This window comes from Amycolatopsis sp. MJM2582, assembly GCF_000754115.1.
Classification (GTDB): Bacteria; Actinomycetota; Actinomycetes; order Mycobacteriales; family Pseudonocardiaceae; genus Amycolatopsis; species Amycolatopsis japonica.
The window spans coordinates 467,880-492,467 of the sequence record NZ_JPLW01000002.1 but is presented as its reverse complement, the minus strand read 5'-3'; the positions used below and the strand labels follow the sequence as shown (position 1 = coordinate 492,467).

The following is a 24,588-nucleotide window of genomic DNA, read 5'->3' as shown; positions in this document are numbered from 1 at the left end:
CTTGCGCCTAAGTACAGGAAGGGGGCCTTCATGTACCGCCGAGCGGGAGCCACTTGGCCCCTGCGGGCGCCGGGCGTCAGGATGGGCCCGTGGCCGAGATCGTTTTCGACGACAGCACTCGTGTCTGGCTCATCCGCACGGCAGCCACGAGCTACGCGCTCCGGCTGAGCGACGACGACGCGCCCTCCCACGTCTACTGGGGCCCGGCGCTCACCGCCGATCAGCTCACCGACATCCTCAGCCGGACCGAAGAACGCTGGGACGCCTTCAACGATCCCGCCGAGGGACTGGACGAACTGGCCGCCGACGGCGGCACCCGCTACTGGACCCCTGCCCTCCAGGTCCGGTTCGCCGACGGGACCCGCGCCCTCGAATGGCGCTACCTCGGCCACGACATCGACGACATGAGCCTGCGCGTCCACTTCCGCGATCGCCACTACCCGCTGCGGATCACGCTCGGCTATCGCGTCCCGGCGGGCACGGACGTCATCGAACGCTGGACCGAACTCGCCCACGACGGTACGGACGGCCCGATCGAGATCATCCGCGCCGACTCGGCGACCTGGGTCGCGCCGATCCGGCCGGACTACCGGATCAGCCACGTCACCGGCCGCTGGGCCGCCGAGAGCCAGCTGCTCCGCGAGCCCGTCCCCCACGGCGAGACCACGTTCGGCAGCAGGCGCGGCATCACCAGCCATCACGCCAATCCGTGGGTGATGCTCGACGACGGCGAAGCCACCGAGCGGCACGGCGAGGTCTACAGCGCCGCGCTCGCGTGGAGCGGTTCGTGGCGGATCACCACCACGCGCTCCTCCACCGGCCGGCTGACCGTGACCGGCGGCTTCGGCCAGGACGGCGTCGTCCCCCGGCTCGCACCCGGCGACACGCTCACCACCCCGGTTTTCGCCGGGCTGTACACCGACGGCGGATTCGGCGCCGCGAGCCGCGCCTGGCACGCGTACGCGCTCGACCACGTCCTCCCGCATCCCGGCGAACTCCGGCCGGTGCTCTACAACTCCTGGGAGGCAACGGGTTTCGACGTCACCGAAGCCGGGCAACGCGCGCTCGCGGAGAAGGCCGCGGCGCTCGGCGTGGAACTGTTCGTGATGGACGACGGCTGGTTCGGCGCCCGCAGCGGTGATCACGCGGGCCTCGGCGACTGGCAGGTCAACCGCGACAAGTTCCCCGACGGTCTCGAACCGCTCGTCCGCGAGGTGCACCGGCTCGGCATGAAGTTCGGGCTCTGGGTCGAACCCGAAATGGTCAACCCGGACAGCGATCTGTACCGCGCCCACCCGGACTGGGTCCTGCACCATCCACATCGGACCCGGTCCGAACTGCGACGGCAGCTGGTGCTCAACTTCGCCCGGCCGGACGTCGCCGAGTGGGCGTTCGGCACGCTCGACTCCCTCGTCGGCGAGCACGGCATCGACTTCCTGAAATGGGACATGAACCGCCCCTTCAGCGAAGCGGGCTGGCCCGGGGCCGTCGATCCGGACACGCTGTGGGTGGAGCACACCCGCTCGGTCTACGCGATCATGGACCGCCTCCGCACCCGCCATCCCGGGCTGCGGTTCGAGGCGTGCAGCGGTGGTGGCGGGCGGATCGACCTCGGGGTGCTGGCCAGGACCGATCAGGTCTGGACGTCCGACAACACCGACGCGCTCGACCGGCTCGTCATCCAGCACGGCTACGGCCAGGTGTACCCGGCGCGCGCGATGTCGGCGTGGGTGACCGACGACCCCAACTTCGTCACCCGGCGGTCCACTCCCCTGCGTTTCCGGTTCCACGTCGCGATGGCCGGTGTGCTCGGGATCGGCGGCGACATCGTGAAATGGCCCGAGGAGGATCTGCTCTACGCGCGCGAACAGATCGCGCTGTACAAGGACATCCGGCCGATCGTCCAGCACGGCAGGCTCCACCGGCTCGTACCGCCTGCCACCGACGGTGTCTCCGCGCTGCAGTACGTGGCGGCCGACGGCGGACGCGCGGTGGTGTTCGTGTTCCGGCAAGCGGCACATTTCCACACTCACGAACGACCGCTCCGGCTCGACGGTCTCGACCCCGCCGCCCGCTACCGCGACGAGGACATCGGAAAGGTGTGGCACGGCGCCTCGCTCCTGGCACACGGCCTGTCACCGGGCCTTCCGGACGGCGATTTCGCCAGTGCGGTGATCCGGTTGACGAAGGTTCGAGCCAGCCGATAGATCAGATGTATCCTCACTTTTCACTCGCCGATGCCCGCCGGAGCTGCTTGACATCGCCCTAGACATCCGATCGAATGCCGTCGTATATGAGACGTCGTGCATCGCCGCGAGAAGGGTGACCGGGGCATGAGAAAGTCCTTCGCGTTGGGAGCCGCACTACTCCTCGCCGCGAGCCTCACCGGCTGCACCGTCGGCGGCGGGACGGATGCCTCCGACGGCGAGATCACCTTCCTGACGTTCGAGACGCCGAACCTCCCACCGTCCTATTGGGACTCCGCCATCAAACGCGTCACGGACAAGAATCCCGGCCTGAGCGTGAAGAAACTGGTCGCCCCGTCGACCGACCGCACCGGCTACGCCAAACAACTCCTGCAGTCCGGCCAGTTCCCCGACGTCGCGATCGCCGTCGATTCGGCCGGGTTCGCCGAATCGGGCAACCTCTACGCGTGGACACCCGAGGAACTCAAGGACTTCCAGTTCCCCGGCGCCAACCCGATCAAGGGCGGGCACCACCAGCTTCCCGCCAACACCCAGACCATCCCGCCGATCTACTACAACAAGAAGCTCTTCGCCGACGCCGGGATCACGTCGGTTCCGTCGACCTGGAGCGAGCTCCTCGCGGCGTCGGAGAAACTGAAGGCCAAGGGCATCACGCCGTTCACCATCGGCGGCGGCAAGGAAGGGTTCCCGTCCGCGATGCTGCTGGACGGCCTGGTCAGCGTCGAGGTCTACGGCAAGACACCGGACTGGCTTTCCCAGCGGCGGGCCGACAAGGTCAAGTTCACCGACCCGGCCTTCCAGCAGGCGTTCGGCAAATTCGCCGATCTGGCGGCCAAGGGCTACCTCGACAAGACGCAGGTGTCGCGCGACTACTCCGCGACCGAGGCGGCCTTCCTCAACGGCGAGGGCGCGATGTACCCGATGGGCAACTGGTTCGCCGCGAGCGCCGACGCCAAGAAGCCGCCGTTCGAGATCGGCGTCTTCAACTTCCCATCCGAGGACGGGAAACTCGTCGTGCCCGCGTACACCGGTGGCGGCATCGTCGTCAACGCGAAGTCGCGGAACCTCGACGCGGCGAGGAAGTTCGCGCTCGCGTTCCAGCTGGACAAGGAACAGATCGACGCCTCGGTCAAGGCAGACGGCCTCTTCCCCGCGATCAAGGGCTACACGCCGCCGGCCGACGTCGGGCCCGTCTTCAAAGCGGGATACGAGCTGTACAAGGAAGCCGTCGCGAAGAACGCCGTCGTGAACGCCTTCAGCTGGGAGACCGCGGACGACGGGCTCCTGCCGGGGATGAAGGACAAGGTGTACCAGGCCGCGCAGGACGTCATCACCGGCCGCAGAACGGTGGCCGACGCGTGCGCGTTCCTGGACACCGAGTGGGCGAAGGCGCGCTGACACCACGATGGGGAGAAAACCGATCCTGCCGCGCGTGTGGCATTTCGCCTCGTTCGGCGCGCCCGGCGTCGTCATCTACCTGTGCTTCGTCATGGCGCCGATCCTCATCAGCTTCGGCTACAGCCTGACGAACCACAACCCGTTCAGCCCGCCCGCGGAATTCGTGGGTCTCGAGAACTACCGGCTGCTATTCCAGGACGAACAGTTCCTGACCGCGCTCCGGGTCACCACGATCCTGACCGTGATCGTCGTGGTCGTGCCGAACGTGCTCGGTCTCGGTGTCGCGGTGCTGCTCGACCGGAAAGGCTGGCTGTACAACGCTTTGCGGAGCGTGTTCTTCACGCCCGTGATCCTCAGCTCGGTCGTGGTCAGCATCATCTGGACGAAACTCCTCGACGACCGGGGCCCGGTCAACGACGCGCTCCGCGCCCTCGGGGTCGAGCATCCACCGGGCTGGCTCTCCGACCCGGATCTGGCGCTGTACTCGGTCGCGTCGATCGTGTGCTGGCAGATGCTGGGGTTCTGTGTGGTCGTGTACCTCGCGGGCCTGCAGGGCGTCCCGGCCGAACTGCTGGAGGCCGCGGAGATCGACGGTGCCGGGCCGGTGCGCCGGTTCCGCGCGGTGACCTGGCCGCTGCTCGCGCCGTCGCTGACGATCAACACCGTCGTGCTGCTGATCTCGGCGTTCAAGACCTACGACTACGTCAAGGTCGTCACCAACGGCGGGCCGGGTTCGGGGACCACGGCCACCATCGCGTTCGACGTCCTCGCCACCGGCCTCGACGCGAACCACGTCGGCTACGCGTCCGCGATGGCCATGGTGATGCTGGTCATCGTCGCGACGCTGACCACGATCGTGCTGCGTTTCCTGCGGCGGCGGGAGGTCGACCTGTGACCACGAAACTCCGGCCCATCGCCGCGATCCTGGTGAGCGCGCTGTTCGCCGTGCCGCTGTACTACGTGCTCGTCAACGTGTTCAAACCCGGTGATCAGATCGCCCGGACGCCGGCGTCGGTCCCGCTGCCACCGACGCCGGCCAACATCCACGCCGTGCTCACCCGACCAGACGGCCTGTTCTGGGTGAGCCTGGCGAACAGCCTGCTCGTCACCCTGCTGTCGATCCTCGTGCTGACCGTGCTGTCGGCCATGCTCGGGCACTACCTGGCGCGGTCGGCCAAGCGGTGGACCCGGGTGCTCGCGCTGATCCTGTTGGCAGGCTTGATGATCCCGCCGCAGGTGATCCTCATCCCGGTCACCGAGGTGCTGCGGCTGACCGGGCTGATGGCGACGATCCAGGGTCTGGTGCTGTTCAACGTCGGCTACTACGTGCCGTTCGGGGTCTTCGTGTTCACCGGGTTCATCCGCGGGGTGCCGGTGGAACTCGAGGAGGCCGCGCGGCTCGACGGCGCGAGCCGGGCACAGGTGTTCTGGCGGATCGTGTTCCCGTTGCTGCGCCCGGCCACGGCGAGTGTGCTCATCTTCCTCGGCGTGTGGATCTGGAACGACTTCATCGATCCGTTGATCATCCTCGGCCCCAGCCAGGGGACCACGGTCACCACCGGGATCTACCGCTCGATCGGTCAGTACCAGGCGGATCTCGGCAGCGTCTTCGCGCTCATGTTCCTGGCGACGCTGCCGGTGCTCATCTTCTATCTGGCACTGCAGAAGCAGTTCGTGAAGGGACTCACCGGGGGCGCGACCAAGGGCTGACTCCGCGTTTAGTCCTCTGAATGCGCACGCATTCAGAGGACTAAACGCTCAGAGTTCGGTGACCTTCCCGTCGGCCACTTCCAGCCTCCGGGTCGTCGCCACGGCGTCCAGCATCCGCCGGTCGTGCGTCACCAGCAGCAGCGTCCCCGGGTAGTCCGCGAGCGCCGACTCCAGCTGTTCGATCGCCGGCAGGTCGAGATGGTTCGTCGGCTCGTCGAGCACCAGCAGGTTCACCCCGCGCGCCTGCAGCAACGCCAGCGCCGACCGCGTCCGCTCCCCCGGCGACAACGTGGCCGCCGACCGCAGGACGTGCGCGGCCTTGAGCCCGTACTTCGCCAGCAGCGTCCGCACGTCGGCGTCGGCGAGTTCCGGCACCTCCCTGGAGAACGCTTCGACGAGTGGAAGGTCGCCGAGGAACAACTTCCGCGCCTGATCGACTTCCCCGACCACGACACCGGAACCGAGCGAGGCGGCGCCCTCGTCGACCGGGACCCGCCCGAGCAACGCCGCGAGCAGCGTCGACTTCCCGGCACCGTTGGCCCCGGTGATCGCGACCTTGTCCGCCCAATCGATCTGCAGGTCGACCGGGCCGAGGGTGAACCCGCCCCGCCGCACCACCGCGCCGCGCAGGGTCGCCACGACCGCGCCCGCCCGGGGTGCCGCGGCGATCTCCATGCGCAGTTCCCATTCCTTGCGCGGTTCTTCGACGACTTCGAGCCGCTCGATCATGCGGTCGGTCTGACGTGCCTTCGACGCCTGCTTCTCGGTCGCCTCGCTCCGGAACTTGCGGCCCACCTTGTCGTTGTCGGTGGCCTTGCGCCGGGCGTTCTTGACGCCCTTCTCCATCCACGAACGCTGCATCGCACCACGGGCTTCGAGCGACGCCTTGGTGTTCGCGTACTCCTCGTACTCCTCCCGGGCGTGCCGTCGCGCGACGGCACGCTCCTCCAGATACGACTCGTAGCCGCCGCCGTAGGTCCGCACCTGCTGCTGCGCGTAGTCGAGCTCGACGACGCGATCGACGGTGCGGGCGAGGAATTCCCGGTCGTGGCTGACCAGCACGGTCCCCGCGCGCAGCCCGGTGACGAACCGCTCCAGCCGTTCCAGGCCGTCGAGATCGAGGTCGTTGGTCGGCTCGTCGAGCAGGAAGATGTCGTACCGGCTCAGCAGCAGCGACGCCATCCCGGCGCGCGCCGCCTGCCCGCCCGAGAGCGAAAGCATCGGCTGGTCGAGGTTGACGGTGAGCCCGAGATCCGCGACGACCTCCCCCGCCCGGTCGTCCAGATCGGCCCCACCGAGCGCGAGCCAGCGATCGAGGGCGAGGCCATAGGCGTCGTCCGCGCCGGGCTCGCCCGCGGTGAGCGCCTCGGTCGCGGCGTCGAGCGCGGCCTGGGCGGCAGTGACGCCGGTACGCCGGGAGAGGAACGCACGGACGGACTCACCCTCGCGGCGTTCCGGTTCCTGCGGGAGGTGACCGACGGTGGCCGTCGGCGGGTTCAGCCGGACACTGCCCTCTTCCGGCGGCACGAGGCCGCCGAGGGTCTTCAGCAGGGTCGACTTGCCCGCGCCGTTCACCCCGACGAGACCGATCACTTCGCCCGGCGCGACGACCAGGTCGAGACCGGAGAACAGAACACGGTCGCCGTGGCCGGCGGCGAGATCCTTGGCAACGAGTGTGGCGCTCATGAGATCGGTAAGTCTACGGGGACCGATTGAACAGCTCGTGGTCCCTCGGAAGAGTGGCAAGTATCCAAGCGATCACGGAACGTGGGTAACCTGGTTGTTCTTCTGGACCCGAACGAATCCCCCGAGCATTGAGGTCGGTGACAGCAAATGGCGGACTCCGCCACCCCGGTCCCCGTCGTCCACCAGCAGAAAGGCGGTACCCGCAGGCCGACATTGAGCAGGCGGCGGGAAGTCGGTCATGCCAGCGCGCGATCGCTGCTGATGACGATCCTCGGCGAGTACGTCCTGCCCCGTGACCAGGCGATCTGGACGTCCACGCTGGTCGAGGCACTGCGGGTGCTGGACATCGAGGAGAAGTCCGCCCGGCAGGCGCTCGCCCGTTCCTCCGCCGAAGGCTGGGTGGTCTCCGAACGCGTCGGACGAAGAGTGCGCTGGTCGCTCACCCCGCCAGGCAGGCGCCTGCTGACCGAAGGCGCGGAACGGATCTACGCCTTCGGCAACGAGGAAAAGGCCTGGGACGGACGCTGGCTGATGCTGATCGTCTCGGTCCCCGAAGCGAAACGGGATCTCCGGCACCGGCTCCGCACCCGCCTGACGTGGGCCGGATTCGGTTCCCCGGTGGCGGGGGTCTGGGTCAGCCCGGATCTCAGCCGCCAGCGGGAAGCCCAGCAGATCGTGCAGGACCTCGGTCTCGACGCCCAGGCGATGTCGTTCACCGCCGCCTACGGCGACGTCGGCGACCAGGAGACGATGGTCGCGCGGTCCTGGGATCTGAGCGAACTCAAAGACCGCTACGAGGACTTCATCGACCGTTTCACCGGTCTGCGTCCCTCCGGCGAAAACGGCGTCCTGCGCGCGCAGACCGAACTCGTACACGAATGGCGCAGCTTCCCGTTCCTCGATCCCCGGCTTCCGCTAAAACTCCTCCCCGACGGTTGGAGCGGCGTGCGCGCGGCGGACCTCTTCCACCGCAAGCACGTCGAATGGCGACCGGAAGCACAGGCGCAATGGGACGAACTCGCGGCGACCTCGGGCTAGGGTCACGGGAAACCGACCCACCGGAGGGAATCCGCCTTGGCCACCTCGATCCGCCTCGACCGTGAAGACGACCTCGCCGTCCTGACCATCGCTTCGCCGCCGTTGAACCTCTACACGGCGGACCTGCAGAGCGAACTGGGCGAGGCGATCGGCGAACTGGAGGCCACTCCGCCGCGCGCGGCGCTGATCCGCGCCGAGGGCAAGATCGTCAGCGGCGGGGTGGACGTCTCCCTGTTCGACGCCCAGTCGAGCGCCGCCGAGGCGAAGGTGCTCTTCGACGAGATGCTGGCGATCCCCGACCGGATCGCCGCACTCCCGTTCCCCACCGTGTTCGCCGCCCACGGTCTGTGCCTGACCTGGGCGTTCGAGGTCGCGGTCGCCTGCGACATCATCCTGGCGAGCGAGAAGGCCAAGTTCGGCCTGGTCGAACGGGTCGTCGGCCTGACCCCGACCATGGGCGGCACGCAGCGGCTCGCCGCCCGCGCCGGGGTCGGCCGCGCCAAGGAGTTCGTGATGACCGGCGCGACCTACGACGCCGCGACACTCGAACGCTGGAACGTGGTCAACCGGGTGTTCCCGGTGGACGGCTTCGACGAGGCCGCCCGCGCGTTCACGACCGACCTCGCGCAGGGCCCGACGCGGGCGCACGCCGCCACCAAGAAGGTGCTCGAGCACTACGAGCACGGCGGCGTCGCCGAGGCGAACGAGCACATCACGACGATCGCCGCCGGGCTCTTCGAGACCGAAGATCTGCGCGGCGCGGTGAAGTCGTTCCTCGCCGACGGTCCCGGCAAGGCGACCTTCACCGGCCGCTGATCGCCCTAGGGGCGTTGTCCGGCCTCGTCCACCACGCCGGACGCGGTCACCGCGGTCGAATTCGTGCCCAGATACAGGAAGGTGTCGGCGGCGAAGACGATCACCACCGGTTTCGCCACCTTCGGGTCGTCGTGCGGTCCGAGCGGCCACGTGATGCCGACACCGGGCCTGCCCGCCGCGTCCTCGGTGTGGTCGACGGCGCGCAGCCCGGGCACCTTGGCGGCCGCGCCGAACAGGGCGGCCCGGACGGCGGGCGGGAGGAGGTTCTCGTTCGCCAGCGCGAGGATGTCCTTGCCCATCGCGTTGTAGTCACCCGTCTCACCGCTGTGATGGGCGTTGAGGTAGGCGAACATCGCCTCGGCGTCGGTGGGCAGGTCCGTCCGGTAGGCGGGTGACGGCATGCAGGGCTCCGTGACGCCCTTGAGCGGCTGGTCGCCCTTGTAGACCTGCGCCCGCCCGTCCCGGCAGCCCGGGAGCGGGAAGAGCGAGCCGTCGGCCATCTTGATCCGCCCGTCGCGGGTGCCGTCGGCCGACAGCCACGCCTCCCGTTCGCCGTCGGGCTGCTTCGTCTTGGTGTAGACGAACTGGCCCGGTTTCGGCGGTGTGCCCGGCGCCTTCACCGCGGCCGCGGCGGCGTTGCGGAGGACGACGACGGGGTCCGCGACAGCCGCGGTCGGCTCCAGGCCGACCTTCTCGACCGGCGCCAGCGCGACGACGGCGGTGATCGCCGCGGCGAGCCCGGCCGCGCCGGCGCCGGTCCAGACCCAGCGGCGCCGCTTCTTCAGCGGCACCGCGTTTTCCGTTCCGGTGCGGGCGATTTCGGCCATCAATCGCTCGCGTGCCGAGCCGAGGGCGCCGGATTCCGCGAGGGGCACCGATCCGGTCCGCTCGGCGATCAGCTTCAGCTCATCCATGGGTGGAGATCTCCTTCGAAATCGTGGTGTCCGGGCGCCCGAGCGCCTCGCGGACCTTCCGGCGGGCACGGTTGAGCCGCGAGCGGACGGTGCCGAGCGGGATGTCGAGCGCCGCGGCGATCTCCTCGTAGCTCAGGCCTTCCCCGGCGAACAACGTGAGCGTGTCGCGGTCGCCGTCGGCCAGTTCCGCGAGCGCGGAGTCCAGCAGTTTTCCCATCGCCTGGGCGGTCACCTGATCGGCGACGCGTTCGGCATGCCCCTCTTCGTCGGGCGGCGGGCCGAGCGCTTCCCGCAGTTTCAGCTCCCTGACCTCGTCACGGCGCCGCTGCGCGACCAAGTTGGTCGCGATGCCGTAGAGCCACGGCCGGGCGTCGCGGCGTTCGGTGTCGTATCCCGCGCGTTTGCGGAAGGCGATCAGGAACGTCTCCCCCAGCGCGTCTTCCGCGGCCGTGGGCCCGATACGTCTGACCAGGTAGCGGTGGATGTGCGCGGCATGCCGGTCGAAGATCGCGGAGAACCGGTCCGGGCTGGTCACCGACCTCGCGATCACTTCCGCGTCCTCCGGATCGCCCGGAGCCGCCTCGGATGAGCTCATGGACCGCCTTTCGCCGTTCGTCGATGTCACTTGTTGTCCGCATCCGGCGCCGAACGGGTTCACGACCGACGAATCGGTCTAGACCTTTTATGCGTGCCGCGCTACATTCATCTGTGGTCTAGACCACACGCGCCATTTTCCGAGCAGGTCAGTCTCGCCGCCTCTTTTGGAGAGAACCGCCATGAGACGCACCAGAAGAAGACTACTCAGCGCACTCACCGTGACACTCCTCGCCGCCGGGCTCCTCGTGGCCGCAGGTAATCCGGCGTTGGCGGCGGGCCGCCTCCGCGCCGCCTTCACCTTGGCCGGAACCACCGGTGAGTACACCGTCACCAACCCCAGCAGCGAAACCGTCGCCGACTGGTCCATCACCTTCACCGTGCCCGCCGGCGTGACCGCCACGAGCGGCTCCCACGCCACGGTTTCCCAGTCGGGCAACCAGGTCACCCTCACCCCGGCGTTCTACATCAAGTCGCTCGCGCCGGGCCGTTCGACCTACCCCTACAGCCCGTCGTTCCAGCTCAGTTCCGCGGTCAACCCGACCACGTGCCGGATCGACGACGCCAACTGTGACGGCTCGGGCGACGCGCCGCCGTCGACCCCGGCCAACCTGCGTCTCGTGGCGAAGACGACCACGACCGCCGCGCTGGCGTGGAACGCCGCGGCCCCCGGCTCGCTGCCCGTCGTCGGCTACGACGTCTACCAGGGCACCACGCTGGCGGCCTCGGTCACCGGCACCGAAGCGAGGATCACCGGGCTGACGCCGAACACGGCCTACAGCTTCACCGTCGTCGCCAAGGACCGCAAGGACGCCAAATCCCCGCCCACCCCGGCGCTGGCGGTGACCACCAACAACCCGAGCGATGACACCCAGGCGCCGACGGCGCCGTCGAACCTCCGCTCGACCGCGGTCACCTCGGGCTCCATCTCGTTGGCGTGGAACGCGTCCACGGACAACACCGGCGTCGTCTCCTACGACGTCTACCGCGGCACGACCCTCGCCACCACCGTCACCGGGACGACCGCGACGGTGACCGGGCTTTCACCGTCCACTTCGTACTCTTTCACGGTCAAAGCCCGTGACGGGTACGACAACGTCTCCGCGGCGAGCGCGGCCGTCAGCGCTCGCACCGGCGACATCGTGAACGGGTACGCCCGGGTCGGGTACTTCGTCCAGTGGGGCATCTACGGCCGCCAGTTCTTCGTCAAGAACCTGGTGACCAACGGCTCGGCCGCCAAGCTGACCCATCTGCTGTACGCCTTCGGGAACATCGACCCCGTCAACCACACCTGCCTTTCGGGCGTCACCAAGGGAACGACGTCCAATCCGCAGGACCCGAACCAGGGTGACGGCGCGGGCGACGCGGAAGCCGACTACTCGCGGCCGATGTCCGCGTCCCAGTCCGTCGACGGGGTCGGCGACACCGGCTGGGAGACGCTGCGCGGCAACTTCAACCAGCTGAAGAAGCTCAAGGCCAAGTACCCCAACCTGAAGGTGCTCATCTCCTTGGGCGGCTGGACCTACTCGAAGTACTTCTCCGACGTCGCGGCCACGCCCGCGTCGCGGCAGAAGTTCGTCGCGTCGTGCATCGACACGTACCTGAAGGGGAACGTGAAGGCGTACGGCGGCGCCGGCGGGCCGGGCACGGCCGCGGGCATCTTCGACGGCATCGACATCGACTGGGAGTGGCCCGGCAGCCCCGACGGGCACCCCGGGAACCACTGGAGCGCCAACGACAAGACGAACCTGACCGCGCTGCTGGCCGAGTTCCGCACACAGATGGACGCCTACGGCGCGACCACCGGCAAGCGGTACGAACTGCAGGCGTTCACCCCCGCCGACCCGGCGAAGGTGAAGGGCGGCTGGGAGATCCCGAAGATCTTCGACTACCTCGACGTCGCGAACGTGCAGGGCTACGACTTCCACGGCTCGGGCAGCGACAACTCGTGGGAGCCGAACCGCACCGGCCATCAGGGGAACCTCTACGCCGACGCGGACGACCCGTACAACTTCAAGTTCAGCGTGGAATCGGCGATCAACGCCTACACCGAAGCCGGTGCCAATCCACGGAAACTGACCCTCGGGCTCGCCTTCTACGGAAGAGGCTGGCAAGGGGTCGCGGAAGGCGGGAAGAAGGGCGAATGGCAGAGCGCGACCGGAGCCGCGCCCGGCCAGTTCGCCGAGGAAGCAGGTACTCGTGGCTACGCGAATCTCTTGGCCAGTGTCCCCAACTGCGCCGTCCAGCACGACACCGCGGCCGTGGCCACGTCGTGCTACACGGGCAACGGCGGGCAATGGTGGACCTTCGACGACGCCTGGTCCATCCAGCAGAAGGTCGCCTGGCTCAAGACGCGAGGACTGCTCGGGGTCATGGCCTGGGAGATGTCCGGTGACACCGGAACCCTCATGACCACAGTGGACAACTCGCTGAAGTGACGCCTCGTGAGTGGTAAGGACGGTTAGAACCAAGGCTGCCTTGGGCGCCTACTGAACGTGGGTGGCCTTTGGCCGCAGGTCCGTGAAGGCCTCCTTCCCTACCCTGAAGGTAGGCAAGGGGGCCTTCACGTGTCTTAGGTGCCTGCGGTCGAGCGGTTTCGCGTGACCGGTGGGACGCCATTCGTGTCTGGACGGACGACACGCGGTAGGACTCGGCCGTCACTGCGGGGGTTGCGAAAGCCACTTTCGCAACGTTGAAGGTTGCGAAAGTGGCTTTCGCAACACCTTTAGCACTCCACTAGTAGCCAAGACACCCTTGGCTAGAACGGCCAAAACCACTCACGAGCGCCAGCCGGATCGACGTCCAGCCGACGGTCCCAGTCCTGCCTGCCCGACCAAGTCGGGCGACAGATGTGGTCAAAAGGGATTCACCTCCGCTTCGGCTTGCTGCACAGTGTGCCTCGTGACTTCTGCGAACGACGACCGGACTCTGCTCATCGTCGGCTCCTACACCGCCGCGAGCGACGGCCGCGGCGAAGGCATCGGCACGTTCCGGCGCGACACACGAACCGGGGAACTCACCCCGGTGGGCTCGCTCGCCCTGGATTCGCCGAGCTGGCTGACCCCGCATCCCACACTTCCGGTGCTCTACGCGGTGAACGAGACGGCCGAGGGTGCGATCACCGCCGTGGCGGTCGCCGAAGACGGGACCCTGTCGGCCTTGAACTCGCTGCCGACCGGCGGGGCGGATCCGTGCCATCTGTCGGTCACTCCGGACGGCCGGTTTCTGCTGTGCGCCAACTACAGCGGTGGCAGCCTGGCGGCGTTCGCACTGGGCCCGGACGGGGTGCCGACCGTGCGGACGGCGCTGGTCCAGCACGAAGGCAACGGTCCGAACCCCGAACGGCAGGAAGCCGCGCACGTCCACATGGCCGTCCTCGACGAGACGGGCACGCTGGTCACCGCGGTCGACCTGGGCACCGACGAGATCCGCAGCTATCGCCTCGGCGAGGAAGGCGAGCTGATCCCCGTGTCGGTGTCGACGCTGCCCGCCGGAACCGGACCGCGGCAACTGGTCCGGCGTCCCGGCACGAGCCACGCGTACGTCGTCGGCGAGCTGACCGCGTCGCTCGTGACGGTACGCGAAGAGCCGCCGGGTACGTTCGCCGTCGAGAACTCCGTTCCCGCGACGCTCGAACCGGGCGGCGAAAACCTCCCGGCGCAGCTCGTCCTGCACGGCGACCGGCTGTTCCTGTCGAACCGTGGGCCCGAGAAGATCACGGAATTCACTTTCGACGGCGCGGCTGTGGCCGACCACGGCACCGGCGAATGGCCGCGGCACTTCTCCATCGTCGGCGAGCACGTTTATGTCGCCGCGCAGAGCAGTGACGCGATCCAGGCCTATGAACGCGAGACCTGGCGTCTGATCGGCACTTATCCGGTCGGGAGCCCGGCCTTCGTCGGCCTTTGGCCGCATTGATTCGTTCAGCCCGCTGAACAAGCGGGCCTTCTTTCTTTTCGAGGCGAATAAAGGTCTTGACGCAACTGGTTCAGACCATAACACTGAACGCACGCCGCCGGTGACCTGGCTCACACCCGCCCGAGGAGAACCATGTCCCTACCGAGGAAACTGCTCGCCCTGGCCACGCTAGTCCCGTTGACACTAGGCCTTTTCAGCGCTCCCACCCAGGCCGCGCCCGCCGCTTTCACCCATCCCGGCGTGCTGGTCAGCCGCCCGCAACTGGACTTCGTCCGCGCCAAGGTCCAGGCCGGCGCGCAACCGTGGAAACAGGCTTACGACGCGATGATGTCGAGTTCGTACGCCTCGTTGTCCCGGTCACCGAAACCACGGGCCATCGTCGAATGCGGTTCCTATTCGAATCCGAACATCGGCTGTACCGATGAACGGCAAGACGCGATCGCCGCGTATTCCCTTTCGCTGGCGTGGTACATCACGCGCGACGCGAAATACGCGACCAAGGCGATCGAGATCATGGACGCGTGGTCCGCGGTACTGAAGGATCACACGAACAGCAACGCTCCCCTGCAGTCGGCCTGGTCGGCCTCCTCCTGGCCGCGCGCCGCGGAGATCATCAAGCACACCTACACGAGCTGGCCGAACTCCGGGCGCTTCGGCACGATGCTCCGGAACGTGTACCTGCCCGAGGTGATCAACGGCAGTCACAGCAACGGGAACTGGGAACTCAGCATGACCGAGGCCGCGATCGGCATCGCCGTGTTCCTCGACGACAAGACGGCCTACGACAAGGCCGTCGCGAAGTTCCGCACCCGCGTCCCCGCCTACCTCTACCTGACCAGCGACGGCGCGCTACCGAAGACCGCGCCCGGCAGCGGGCTGGACACGCGCGACAAGATCGTGAAGTACTGGCAAGGCCAGACGACGTTCGTCAACGGCCTCTCCCAGGAAACCTGCCGGGACTTCACGCACACCGGCTACGGCCTCGCCGCCATCGCGGACTTCGCCGAGACCACCCGCATCCAGGGCCAGGACCTCTACCCGGAGATCGCCGACCGCCTCCGCGAAGGGCTCGGCTTCCACGCGAAGTACCAGATGGGCGCGGCCGTCCCGTCGTGGCTGTGCGGCGGCAGCCTGAAGCTCGGCCTCGGCCCGATCACCGAGGTCGGGTACAACCACCTCCACACCCGCCTCGGGCACACCATGAGCAACACGGAGGCCCTCACCCTGCGCCAACGCCCGGCGGGCACCAACAACCTGTTCGTCGCCTGGCAGACCCTCACACACGCCGGCAACCCTCAGTGACCCCGTGGGGGCCGCCCGAATGCGGCAGGGCGGCCCTCACGGACCGTTTTCCCAGCTCAGACACACAGTGACCCCTGGTTGCAAGCCCCGGTTCAGGACCCGCTAAAGTACTCACATCGCACTCCACGGAGCGCGGGTCCGGGCTGTGGCGCAGTTTGGTAGCGCACTTGACTGGGGGTCAAGGGGTCGCAGGTTCGAATCCTGTCAGCCCGACCGGAAGATGAAGCCCCTGGCTTGTACCTCAGGTACAAGCCAGGGGCTCTTTCGTGTTCAGTTCAGATGGCGCATTGGTGATCTTGAGCAGAAGGCCCTCTCACATTGCAGGTCGCTCGCGAACTTCCCTCAGTGCGGTAAACGCGGTCCCGCGCGAGATCGAACTGCTCAGCGGACGGCTCGAGCTTCGACCTTGCAAGCACCGCCGACTTTTCCGCTTCCTGGACCTGGAGGTAGTTCGAGAGCAGCGCGCCGGCGTCCGTCACGGTCTGGCGGCTCGGATGCAGGTACCGCTGAGTCGTGGAGATCTGCCCGTGACCCGCGATCTTCTGGAGATGGTGGATTGGGACGCCGGCGTCGGCGAACCAGGTGAACGCCGTATGCCGGAGATCGTGTCGGCGGAGGTGCTCGAAGCCAAGCTTGGTCACGACCTGATCCCACGAGGTGGCGTCACGGAGCACCGCGGTCGTGATTCGGCCGCCTTTCGGCCCGGTGAACAGCCGTGCTTCCTTGGTCCCGTCGGTCAAGGCGATGCGGCGTTCGACGAGTTCGCGAATCTCCTCGATCACAGGCACGTCCCGGGCGCGCTTTCCCTTTGTGACCTTGTCCATCAGGCCGCCGGGGCTGGGCGTGGTCTGGCGCCGTAGCTTCCAGCTCCATTCTTTTCGGTCGATGTCGCCGACTCTGCAACCGGAGATCTCGCCGATTCGCGCACCGGTGCACCCTGCGAAAAGGACTACCTCTCCCCAGCCGATGTACTGGCCGTGTGACGCTTCGACGAGCGCGTCGGCGAGTCTGGAGAGTGTGACCCAATCCGGAAGGGCGAGCGCGCGCGGGTCGTCGAGTTCATCTTCGGCCCGGTGAAACTGGCGCTGCCATCCGGTGATCTGGGCGGGGTTCCGCTGGATGAGGTCGTCCCGCCGCGCTTGGTCCATTACGCGCACCAGGACTGAGATGCTGTTCTGATAACGGACTTTCCCAATCCGTCGCTGATCCAGCCGAGGACGGCGCGGTCGACGACACCGTAGGTGATCATGCGCACTGGGATGTGCCCCAAGGTGGGAACGACCCGCTTGCGCCATCCTGCAAGGTAGGGGTCGAGTGTCTTGGGTTCCAACCCTCGCAGCGCGAGCTTCATGTTGGAATCGCCGTACTCAGCGAGACTCATGTCCGCCACGGCGAGGTCGAGTCCCCCAGCTCCCGCGCGACGCATCTCAGTGATCCATTCGACAGCGGCTTCGTACGTGATATGCGATTTCGACAGCGATGGACGTCTTCCTGTCGCTGGATCTTTCCATCGCACCCGAGCACGAAACGACTGTCGACCACCTGAGAGCTCTTCGATATCTTCCTTCAGCTCTACACCGAGCGGCGGCTGCTTGGCTTTCTTCGTTGTCATAGTGCGAATCCAGTTCATATCAAATAAGAGCCCATAGGCGAATAGGTCAAACGGTTATCTCAGGAACTCTTTGCCTGCTCTGCGCCAGTCAACCCTTCTTGAGTGCAACCGTACTCGAAAATGACCGAATTGAACCCCATGACTTCAGTTAACCATTCTCCACAACTGCACTCGTTGCATATTTTGCACGTTTCTCATATTGCGACATGAAATGCCACTAACTCGACTCCGCCGATAGCGAAACCGGGGGCTCAAACTCGATGACGACCACTCGTTGCCAAACATCAGACCGCCCCTGTCGAAGACACCCTGCTTCGGCGTGGCGCAGGAAGTAGCGAACCTTGGCCACCGTGCTCCATCTGGGGCATGGCTGCATCGGACGGTCGGTTCCTGTCGGTGCCTCCATGCACACTGACTGTGGTTTCAGGGCAAACACGTGATGCCGGGGAGGGCTTCGTGACGCAGGATCGGATTTGGCTGGATGTGCCGTTCCGGGAGAAGGGCGCGGCAAAGGCGGCGGGTGCGAGGTGGGATCCGGCGGCGAAGCGCTGGTACGCGCCGCGTCCCGGCATGGACGGGCTCGGGGCCTGGGCCGCACAGGCAGACGTGCCGGTATTGCTGCCGGGTGAGGACCGTGGCGTCGGTTCGGGCCTGTTCGTCGACCTGGTACCGCGTTCGTGCTGGTTCACCAACGTGAGGTATTGCGTGTCGGAACGGGACTGGGAGCGACTACGGCGGATGCTGCTGGGACGCGCAGGTCAGCAGTGCGAAGCGTGCCGTCGCGGCGAGGACCGGGAGGTCCGCCGGTGGCTGGAGGCGCATGAGCGCTGGTCGTTCGACTGGTCGACCCGGACACAGAAGCTGGTTCGGCTGATTTGTCTATGCTCGGACTGCCACCGCACAACGCATTACGGACTGGCCCAGGTCAAGGGACAAGAAACAGCGGCTTTCGAGCATCTGCGCGCGGTGACAGGGTGGAGCGAACAGGACGCCCGCTTCCACATCGAGCAGGCGTTCGAGGTATGGGCTCAGCGGTCACGCGTCGACTGGCATCTCGACTTGTCCATGCTGACCAGCGCGGGTATCACTCTGGCGAAGCCGCCGGCGGCCAGCAGCCGGGCGGGAATCGCCGAGGACGAGCTGCGGATGCAGAACCGGTAGCGACTCTCGTGGCGCTGATGGCTCCTTGAGGGACGCGTGAAAGAGAACATCCGACTTCAATGCATAGGAGGCAGAGGCATTGGCGATGGTGCACTGCGGACACTGCTGTTTTCGGGTCAAACTGACCCAGCGTGGCATCGTGCCGGTCCACTACTCGGAGGCAACCAAAGGGGCCTTTTCCTACGGTGAACAGAAGCCTTGTAGTGGTTCAGGAGGTACTCGTTTCTGGGCGACGGTCCACCGTTGCTCCCGGCCGGAGCGGCCACACGTGCCCATGCTGCGGCAAGAAGCGGCTCACGTTGAACAAGAACGGTCGTTTTCCTGCGCACAGGGCACCGGATGGTTCTGGGTGCTCGATGTCGGAAGCGAACAACCAACGACGATAAAGCGCTGCGCCCTACCGCGAAGGGCTCCCAACCTCTGGTGTCGGGAGCCCTTCGAGCGACGGTGTTCAGAATCTGCACTCTTCGGCGCTTCGGTGGTTAGGCGATTGCTCCAAATACGCCCCTGGCGCCGCACGCGCGGTGCGACTCGGGTTCTCACCGGAAACGGTCACGCTCGTCGTCGCGAACGATCCCGCCGGGGAGCGGACGAAAACGGACAGTGGCGGCGGGATGGGGCTGGTCGGGATGCGGGAGCGGGCCACCGCGCTGGGTGAGTCGGCGCAGGCGGGCCCCGCCGCGGAGGGCGGCTGGACGGTCGAGGTCCGGCTGCCCCGCGCGGAGTGAGACCACGGCCGCGGTGAACTCTCACCACCAAGGTTCGGTGCACTTGGTGGTCCGCGGTTGGTCACGCAACATGCCACAGGCCCGGAACTGCCAGGTCGGCGAAGGGTTCGTCCGCTGCGCCGCGCTGGTCTTGGTGGCCTGCGAATGCGGGATCACGAACGGCCCGCACTGGATCCAGCTATGGCCGCCGTCCCGTGTCCAGTCCATCCAGACCAGGTCGCCCGCCTGTGTGGCGCCACGCGCGTGCGCCCACCCGCGCAGCCCTTGGACATAGCCCTTGTACAGGGTCACGGTCATGAAGCCGCCCACCACCATGACGCGGACCGGTTCACCGGTGAGACCGTCGGGTATGTCCACGAAACCGTTCGCCCCGCGCTCGCAATCCGCCGCGGATTCCGCGGTGATCGGATCCGCCGAAGCCGGTGCCGCGGCGGCGAACGAGGCCGTGAGGACCATGACGAAAATGATCAGCGACGTCTTCCATCGCATGATTTCCCTCCCCAGATTTGTTTCGCCAGAACGCCATTCACCCACTCCGAGGGCGGACTTCGTCAGCGGCAAGGGGAAACGATCACCCGAAGAGCGGAAGATCGTTCTCACGGCGTGCCAGCCGCGTGGCGGACTCTGCCTGACAACAAGCCAAGCGGCAGTCGTCGAACATGTCCGGATTCGCACCTCACGAAGCAGCCGGCCACGCGACGTCGTCGATCGCGAGCCACGGTGCGGCGGCCACGGCGGCGGGCGGGCCTCCGGTGATCGCCTTGACCTCGCGGTGGAGGTGGGACTGGTCGACGTAGCCGCTGTCGGCGGCAACGTCGGCCGGCGCGTGACCGGCCGCGAGCAGATGGGCGGCGTGGTCGAAGCGCACCAGTCGGGCGGCGCGTTTCGGTGTGGTGCCGAGCTGGGCCCCAAAGCGCGACCACAGGCGCTTGCGGCTCCAGCCGACCTCGTCGGCCAAGCCGTCGACCCGTATCCGCCCTCGGCTGGTGTGCATCCGCCGCCAGGTGTAGGCGACCTCCGGATCGACCGTCCGGTGGGAGTCCAGCCGCCGGCCGAGGATTCCCGACGCGATCGTGAACCGCTCGTCCCACGTCGCGGCGGCGCGCAACCTGTCCTCGACGCGCTCGGCGTCGCGGCCCCAGACATCCTCCAGCGACACCACCGTTCCGCTGAACTCGGCCGACGCGCCGAGCACCTTGGCCGCCACCGGCGGCGACAGGCGGATCTGGAGACACTCGATCGCCGGACCCGAGCCACCGACCCGAAGCTCGCCGGGGAGGAGCCCGATCACGACAGTGCCGCGCTCGCGCCGGCCATCGGTGTCGTAGACGAGACCCGCTCCGTCGGTCAGGTCGACGAGCAGGCTGACGGAGGGGTGCGCGACCATGGCGATGTCGGTCGCGCCGGGGACGCGTTGCCGGAATCCGGCCATGCTGATCCCCGGCAACCGACCCGACCGGCGTGGAACGGCGACGTCCACCTCCGACCAGTCGAGTGGTGGCCCGGTTGACGGCATGCGACCAGATTAGGCTTCGGAGATCACGAGTGACGGCGGACCTCGGCCGTGAAGTCCAGCAGCAGCCTGCTGGTCTCCTCCGGTGCTTCGAGCACAGGCAGGTGCCCGACGCCGGGCAGCAGCTCGACCCGCGCGGCCGGCACCGCGTCGTACTGGTGCGCCGACGACGGATCCCAGCGGGGGTCGGCGGTGCCGAAGATCGCCAGCACCGGGGTGTCGAGGGCGGTAAGGCGCTCGGGCATGCTTCGTTCGGCGAGGTACGCGCTGTTCCGGCTGAGCACAGCCCTCATCGTGCGGTACTTGATGCCCTGGAGGTCGGCGATCAGATCGTCCGGGACGTCCACCGGGCGAGCGGCCGTCGCCCTGATCCCGCTGCGGATCATCGTGGTCGAACGCCTCGCCCAGAGCAGCCCGCCGAGCGGTGGGGCCAGCAGGGCCCTGAGGATGACCGGCTGCGGAAGCAGCGCGCCGGAACTCGGTCCGGTGCTGATCAGCGCGAGCGAACCCACCAGGTCGGGGCGCTGTTCGGCGAGCGCCGTGACGACGTAGCCGCCGCTGGAATGCCCGACCGCGGCGACCTGACCGAGGCCGAGGTCGTCGAGTACCGCCGCCACCCGGCCAGCCTGCGCCGGCACGTCGTACGACGGCGCGGGCGGAGACTGGCCGCAGCCAGGAAGGTCGACTCGAATGACGTGATGGTGCCTGGCGAGCATCGGGATCATCGGGCCCCAGCAGGCGCCCGAAGCTCCCGAGCCGTGGACGAGCAACAGGGGTGGCGCCTGCCGCGGACCCTCATGGACCACGTGCATCCCGTGCGACCGCTTGACGTCGTACTCACTCATGCTCGGGACGATGCCCGGGCCGCCGGCCTTCGGTCTTGGACAAATGTTCCCCTCGCCCGAAAACGCGGGCGGGCGCTACTTGTACAAGGTCTGGACGTTCGTGAAGGTGATGTCGTTCGTGGTGGTGTTGTCAGGGTTGAACCGGAAGACGATGTTGTCCGCTCCCCCGGAGCGCATCGTGAAGGTCGACGTCACCGTCGCCGATCCGCCCGCGACGAGCTGCTCCGGCAGGTCGGTGGGGCTGCCCTTTCGAGTGGCCGAGTTCGTCGCCTTGGCGTGGTTGCTGCCGTAGAGCAACTCCGCACGGACAGTGCCCTTCGTTGTCGGGAAGACGAACGTCGCGTTGCCGGTATTCGTGATCTCGGTGGCTATCGTCACCAGGACCTGTTCGGTTGGGCCGGAGTTGTACGCGTCCGAATCCGTGGTCTCGGACTTCGCGGAGATGATCCTGACCTTCAAGCCGTTGGGCAAAGTGGCGGCTTCGGCTGCCGGAGTCTCCGACTCGGAGGCGTTGTCGAGGCCGACAGCGTCCTGTCGAGTATCCGGCGCGGCAGAGCCGTCGCACGCGGCCAGTACGAGGGCACCGGCCACTATGAAGAGGCCGGCCAAGCGTCTTTTGCTGGGCACAGCGCCCCAGTTTACGTCACCTGGGACGCCTCGAGATCGTGCCCGATCCGGGAGGAATGCAAGGAATGCGCCAAGGTGGGCGCCGTCGCCTCCGCTGTCGACGACGGCCGGCTCCTCCTCCACCGCAGCGGCCCGCCCAAGACGGCGTCGCAGTGCCGTCAGCCGTCCTCCGCCCGGACCTCGGCACCGAACGAGAACTCGAGCGTCAGCACCCCGTGCCGCGCCTCAACCGCCCGCCCGGACAGCCCGGCCAGCTCCCCCGTGCCGGATTTCGGGACCACCGCGCCGAAAGTGCTCTGTTCGTCCCCGTCCGCCAGTCCGCCGTGCTGGATCACGAACGACCCCGGCCTGCCGTCGAGAGTTCCCTCGATGCGTTCGGACGCGACGTATCCGGCGCCGCCCTCTCCCTGTGCGGTGAGCACCTCGGCGACCCCCGTTCCGGCCAGTGCTCCGCGGTAGGTCTTGCGGATCACGATCCGGGTCAGCTTCGGGCCCTCCGGCGGCTCGGCGTAGGGCTTCTCGTCCCAGCCGTCGATCTCGAACTCCGCGTCGATCGTGGTGCTCATCGAACCTCTCCTTCGTTGTCGATTCGAGCAAGTGCCCCCAGTTCCAGCGCCGTCCACAGTGCCCGGTCCGGGCCGAACGCGAGGCCGTGTGGTTCGGAACCCGGCGTGGGCAGGTCGTGTGTCTCGATGACACCGTCCGGGGTGATCGAGCCGACCCGGTTGCCGCCCCATTCGGTGAACCACGACGCGTCGTCGCCGCGGGTGATGGCGTGCGGCCGCGCGGAACGGTCGGGCAGCGGGAATTCGGTCACCTCCCCGTGGACGGTGATCCGGCCGATCTGCCCGGCGGTGATCTCGGTGAACCACAGGGCCCCGTCGGGACCGGCGGCGATTCCGACGGGTCCGGCGGCCTGGGTCGGCAGCCGGTGCACGGTGATCTCTCCGCCGGTGGTGATCCGGCCGATGGCGTCGGCCTGGTTCATCGTGAACCACAGCGCGCCGTCCGGTCCCGCGACGATCGCCGACGGGAACGTCCCGGTGCCCGGCAGCGCGAACTCCGTCACCTCGCCGGACACCGTGATCCGGCCGATCCGGTCGGCGGCGATCTCGGTGAACCACAGCGCCCCGTCGGGGCCGGCAGCGAGGCCGTAGGGCCCGCATTCCGGCGTGGGCAAGGAAAACTCGCTGATCACACCGGCAGTGGTGATACGCCCGATTCGGTGCGCCTGGTACTCGGTGAACCACAACGCGCCGTCCGGGCCCACCGCGATCACGGTCGGACCGCTGTCCGGCGCGAGCGGCCAGTTCTCCGGCGATCCTCCCGGAACAAGCCGCCCGATGTGTCCACTTCGGACCAAGGTGTACCAAAGGGCGTCGTCCGGTCCGTGGGCGATCGCGTACGGACCTTCGCCGGGGACGGGGAATTCTTCGATGCCGATGCGGCTCATTCGGCACCCGCCAACCCGTGCTCGGCGGCGATACGGAGAACCTCGGACGGCTCGCCGGCCATGATCGTCCGGACGTGCTCGGTGACCAGGTCCACCGGCCAGTCCCACCACGCCGCGCGGCGCAGCGCGGAAATCCCGTCGTCGCCGAACCGCTGCCGGATCGGCCGGGCCGGATTGCCGCCGACGATCGTGTACGGCGGCACGTCCGCGGTCACCACCGCGCCCGCCGCCACGATCGCCCCGTCGCCGATGGTCACCCCCGGCATGACGGTGGCCTGGTGGCCGATCCAGACATCGTTGCCGACCACCGTGTCGCCCCGGCTCGGCATACCGGTGACGAGGTCGAGCGTCTTCTCCGTCCAGTCGCCGCCGAACATGGTGAACGGGAAGGTGGACGGCCCCAGCGTCGGGTGGTCGGCACCGGCCATCAGGAACCGGGTGCCGCTGGCGAGCGCGCAGTACTTGCCGATGACCAGCCGTTCCGGCCCGTAGCCGTAGAGGACGTTGCGCCGCTCGAACTCCGTCGCGCCGTCCGGATCGTCGAAATAGGTGTAGTCGCCGACCACGATCTTCGGCGAGCGGATCAGCGGTTTCAGGAAGATCACCCGCTCGTGCGCGGGCAGCGGGTGAAGCGTCGTCGGATCAGGGTTCACTTGTCGGCTCCAGGTGTGGGGACAGGGTCGAGGAAGCCGTAGCCGCGGCTCAGCCGGGACCGCCCGGCGACCAGCACGGTGCTGCCGACGATCACGGCCGGACCACCGGGCGGGCCGAGCTCCCAGGTCAGCCGCGCCACGTCGTGGTGGGCGTCGACGGGGCCCGCGGCCCGGTAACGCAGACCGGGGAACCGTCGTTGCGCGGTCGCCATCGCCTCGTCGACGCCCGCGTGGCCTTCCGCGACCACGATCGGGTCGACGTAGCGGGCGTCGAGCGTCCACAGTTCGGCGACGAGCGCGCGCCGCCGGACCGGGTCGGTTTCGTTCCAGCTCGCCAGATATCGCCGGGCCAGCTCATCCATGCCGGACATGGCCACCTCCTTCACCGAGGACGCTATGGCTTCGCCGGGCCT

24 protein-coding genes and 1 tRNA gene are annotated in these 24,588 nt (G+C 67.7%); 12 read left to right on the top strand and 13 right to left on the bottom strand.

What is annotated here, in order from left to right; genetic code table 11:
- Positions 1 to 89 precede the first annotated feature (89 nt).
- From ED92_RS12550 to ED92_RS12535, 4 genes are all read left to right on the top strand, one after another.
- Entirely contained in the window at positions 90 to 2,207 is a 2,118-nt protein-coding gene (locus tag ED92_RS12550; protein ID WP_037337180.1) for an alpha-galactosidase, read from the top strand.
- A gap of 126 nt (positions 2,208 to 2,333) precedes the next feature.
- A complete protein-coding gene (locus tag ED92_RS12545; RefSeq protein ID WP_037339878.1) occupies positions 2,334 to 3,605 on the top strand; it encodes an extracellular solute-binding protein in 1,272 nt (423 codons plus the stop codon).
- A 7-nt stretch (positions 3,606 to 3,612) separates the two neighbouring features.
- Entirely contained in the window at positions 3,613 to 4,500 is an 888-nt protein-coding gene (locus ED92_RS12540) for a carbohydrate ABC transporter permease (protein WP_228694990.1), read from the top strand.
- Positions 4,497 to 5,315: a carbohydrate ABC transporter permease gene (locus tag ED92_RS12535; RefSeq protein WP_037337178.1), complete on the top strand. Its 819-nt coding sequence runs from the start codon at positions 4,497 to 4,499 to the stop codon at positions 5,313 to 5,315. The genes ED92_RS12540 and ED92_RS12535 overlap by 4 nt, the downstream gene beginning before the upstream one ends.
- A gap of 48 nt (positions 5,316 to 5,363) precedes the next feature.
- On the opposite strand, the gene ED92_RS12530 is transcribed toward ED92_RS12535, so the two are convergent.
- Positions 5,364 to 7,001 carry an ABC-F family ATP-binding cassette domain-containing protein gene (locus ED92_RS12530; RefSeq protein ID WP_037337176.1) on the bottom strand — a complete coding sequence of 546 codons (1,638 nt, stop codon included), beginning with the start codon at positions 6,999 to 7,001 and terminating at the stop codon, positions 5,364 to 5,366.
- A gap of 147 nt (positions 7,002 to 7,148) precedes the next feature.
- Here ED92_RS12530 and ED92_RS12525 point away from each other — a divergent pair, with 147 nt between their 5' ends.
- Positions 7,149 to 8,039, top strand: a complete 891-nt coding sequence (locus tag ED92_RS12525; RefSeq protein ID WP_081975776.1) for a PaaX family transcriptional regulator C-terminal domain-containing protein — start codon at positions 7,149 to 7,151, stop codon at positions 8,037 to 8,039.
- A gap of 36 nt (positions 8,040 to 8,075) precedes the next feature.
- Positions 8,076 to 8,855, top strand: coding sequence for an enoyl-CoA hydratase/isomerase family protein (locus tag ED92_RS12520; RefSeq protein WP_037337173.1), 780 nt, complete (start codon positions 8,076 to 8,078; stop codon positions 8,853 to 8,855).
- Positions 8,856 to 8,860: 5 nt separating this feature from the next.
- On the opposite strand, the gene ED92_RS12515 is transcribed toward ED92_RS12520, so the two are convergent.
- Both ED92_RS12515 and ED92_RS12510 read right to left on the bottom strand, forming a co-directional pair.
- Complete coding sequence (locus tag ED92_RS12515) at positions 8,861 to 9,769, bottom strand: CU044_5270 family protein (RefSeq protein WP_037337171.1); 909 nt, start codon at positions 9,767 to 9,769, stop codon at positions 8,861 to 8,863.
- Positions 9,762 to 10,364: an RNA polymerase sigma factor gene (locus tag ED92_RS12510; protein WP_037337169.1), complete on the bottom strand. Its 603-nt coding sequence runs from the start codon at positions 10,362 to 10,364 to the stop codon at positions 9,762 to 9,764. The genes ED92_RS12515 and ED92_RS12510 overlap by 8 nt, the downstream gene beginning before the upstream one ends.
- 220 nt (positions 10,365 to 10,584) lie before the next feature.
- Between ED92_RS12510 and ED92_RS12505 the strand changes: the two genes are divergently transcribed.
- The 4 genes from ED92_RS12505 (at position 10,585) to ED92_RS12490 (ending at position 15,796) form a co-directional block, all read left to right on the top strand.
- Positions 10,585 to 12,801, top strand: a complete 2,217-nt coding sequence (locus ED92_RS12505) for a glycosyl hydrolase family 18 protein (RefSeq protein WP_037337167.1) — start codon at positions 10,585 to 10,587, stop codon at positions 12,799 to 12,801.
- 463 nt (positions 12,802 to 13,264) lie between these two features.
- Positions 13,265 to 14,281 carry a lactonase family protein gene (locus ED92_RS12500; protein ID WP_052120696.1) on the top strand — a complete coding sequence of 339 codons (1,017 nt, stop codon included), beginning with the start codon at positions 13,265 to 13,267 and terminating at the stop codon, positions 14,279 to 14,281.
- 132 nt (positions 14,282 to 14,413) lie between these two features.
- Entirely contained in the window at positions 14,414 to 15,583 is a 1,170-nt protein-coding gene (locus ED92_RS12495; protein WP_037337164.1) for an alginate lyase family protein, read from the top strand.
- Positions 15,584 to 15,722: 139 nt separating this feature from the next.
- Positions 15,723 to 15,796 (top strand) — tRNA-Pro (locus ED92_RS12490).
- A 62-nt stretch (positions 15,797 to 15,858) separates the two neighbouring features.
- On the opposite strand, the gene ED92_RS41645 is transcribed toward ED92_RS12490, so the two are convergent.
- Both ED92_RS41645 and ED92_RS43310 read right to left on the bottom strand, forming a co-directional pair.
- On the bottom strand, positions 15,859 to 16,731 hold the full coding sequence (locus ED92_RS41645) for a site-specific integrase (RefSeq protein ID WP_063777583.1): 873 nt from the start codon (positions 16,729 to 16,731) through the stop codon (positions 15,859 to 15,861).
- Entirely contained in the window at positions 16,731 to 17,195 is a 465-nt protein-coding gene (locus ED92_RS43310) for a hypothetical protein (RefSeq protein ID WP_235213258.1), read from the bottom strand. The genes ED92_RS41645 and ED92_RS43310 overlap by 1 nt, the downstream gene beginning before the upstream one ends.
- 456 nt (positions 17,196 to 17,651) lie before the next feature.
- Between ED92_RS43310 and ED92_RS12480 the strand changes: the two genes are divergently transcribed.
- Both ED92_RS12480 and ED92_RS12475 read left to right on the top strand, forming a co-directional pair.
- Complete coding sequence (locus tag ED92_RS12480; RefSeq protein ID WP_037337161.1) at positions 17,652 to 18,356, top strand: DUF5710 domain-containing protein; 705 nt, start codon at positions 17,652 to 17,654, stop codon at positions 18,354 to 18,356.
- A 524-nt stretch (positions 18,357 to 18,880) separates the two neighbouring features.
- Positions 18,881 to 19,084, top strand: a complete 204-nt coding sequence (locus tag ED92_RS12475; RefSeq protein ID WP_037337159.1) for an ATP-binding protein — start codon at positions 18,881 to 18,883, stop codon at positions 19,082 to 19,084.
- Positions 19,085 to 19,105: 21 nt separating this feature from the next.
- Here ED92_RS12475 and ED92_RS12470 read toward each other — a convergent pair whose 3' ends face one another.
- The 8 genes from ED92_RS12470 to ED92_RS12435 form a co-directional block, all read right to left on the bottom strand.
- A complete protein-coding gene (locus ED92_RS12470) occupies positions 19,106 to 19,573 on the bottom strand; it encodes a hypothetical protein (RefSeq protein WP_052120510.1) in 468 nt (155 codons plus the stop codon).
- Positions 19,574 to 19,760: 187 nt separating this feature from the next.
- The gene (locus tag ED92_RS12465) at positions 19,761 to 20,600 is read right to left on the bottom strand and encodes an AraC family transcriptional regulator (RefSeq protein ID WP_037337157.1); all 840 of its coding nucleotides are present in this window, start codon (positions 20,598 to 20,600) and stop codon (positions 19,761 to 19,763) included.
- 23 nt (positions 20,601 to 20,623) lie between these two features.
- The gene (locus tag ED92_RS12460) at positions 20,624 to 21,442 is read right to left on the bottom strand and encodes an alpha/beta fold hydrolase (RefSeq protein ID WP_037337155.1); all 819 of its coding nucleotides are present in this window, start codon (positions 21,440 to 21,442) and stop codon (positions 20,624 to 20,626) included.
- Between the two features lie 75 nt (positions 21,443 to 21,517).
- Positions 21,518 to 22,192 carry a hypothetical protein gene (locus ED92_RS12455; protein WP_161791104.1) on the bottom strand — a complete coding sequence of 225 codons (675 nt, stop codon included), beginning with the start codon at positions 22,190 to 22,192 and terminating at the stop codon, positions 21,518 to 21,520.
- A gap of 35 nt (positions 22,193 to 22,227) precedes the next feature.
- Positions 22,228 to 22,635, bottom strand: coding sequence for a DUF3224 domain-containing protein (locus ED92_RS12450; protein ID WP_037337150.1), 408 nt, complete (start codon positions 22,633 to 22,635; stop codon positions 22,228 to 22,230).
- Positions 22,632 to 23,522 carry a virginiamycin B lyase gene (locus tag ED92_RS12445; RefSeq protein WP_037337148.1) on the bottom strand — a complete coding sequence of 297 codons (891 nt, stop codon included), beginning with the start codon at positions 23,520 to 23,522 and terminating at the stop codon, positions 22,632 to 22,634. The genes ED92_RS12450 and ED92_RS12445 overlap by 4 nt, the downstream gene beginning before the upstream one ends.
- Positions 23,519 to 24,175 carry a CatB-related O-acetyltransferase gene (locus tag ED92_RS12440; protein ID WP_037337146.1) on the bottom strand — a complete coding sequence of 219 codons (657 nt, stop codon included), beginning with the start codon at positions 24,173 to 24,175 and terminating at the stop codon, positions 23,519 to 23,521. Before ED92_RS12440 ends, ED92_RS12445 begins: the two co-directional genes overlap by 4 nt.
- A complete protein-coding gene (locus ED92_RS12435; RefSeq protein ID WP_037337144.1) occupies positions 24,172 to 24,546 on the bottom strand; it encodes a nuclear transport factor 2 family protein in 375 nt (124 codons plus the stop codon). Before ED92_RS12435 ends, ED92_RS12440 begins: the two co-directional genes overlap by 4 nt.
- Positions 24,547 to 24,588 lie beyond the last annotated feature (42 nt).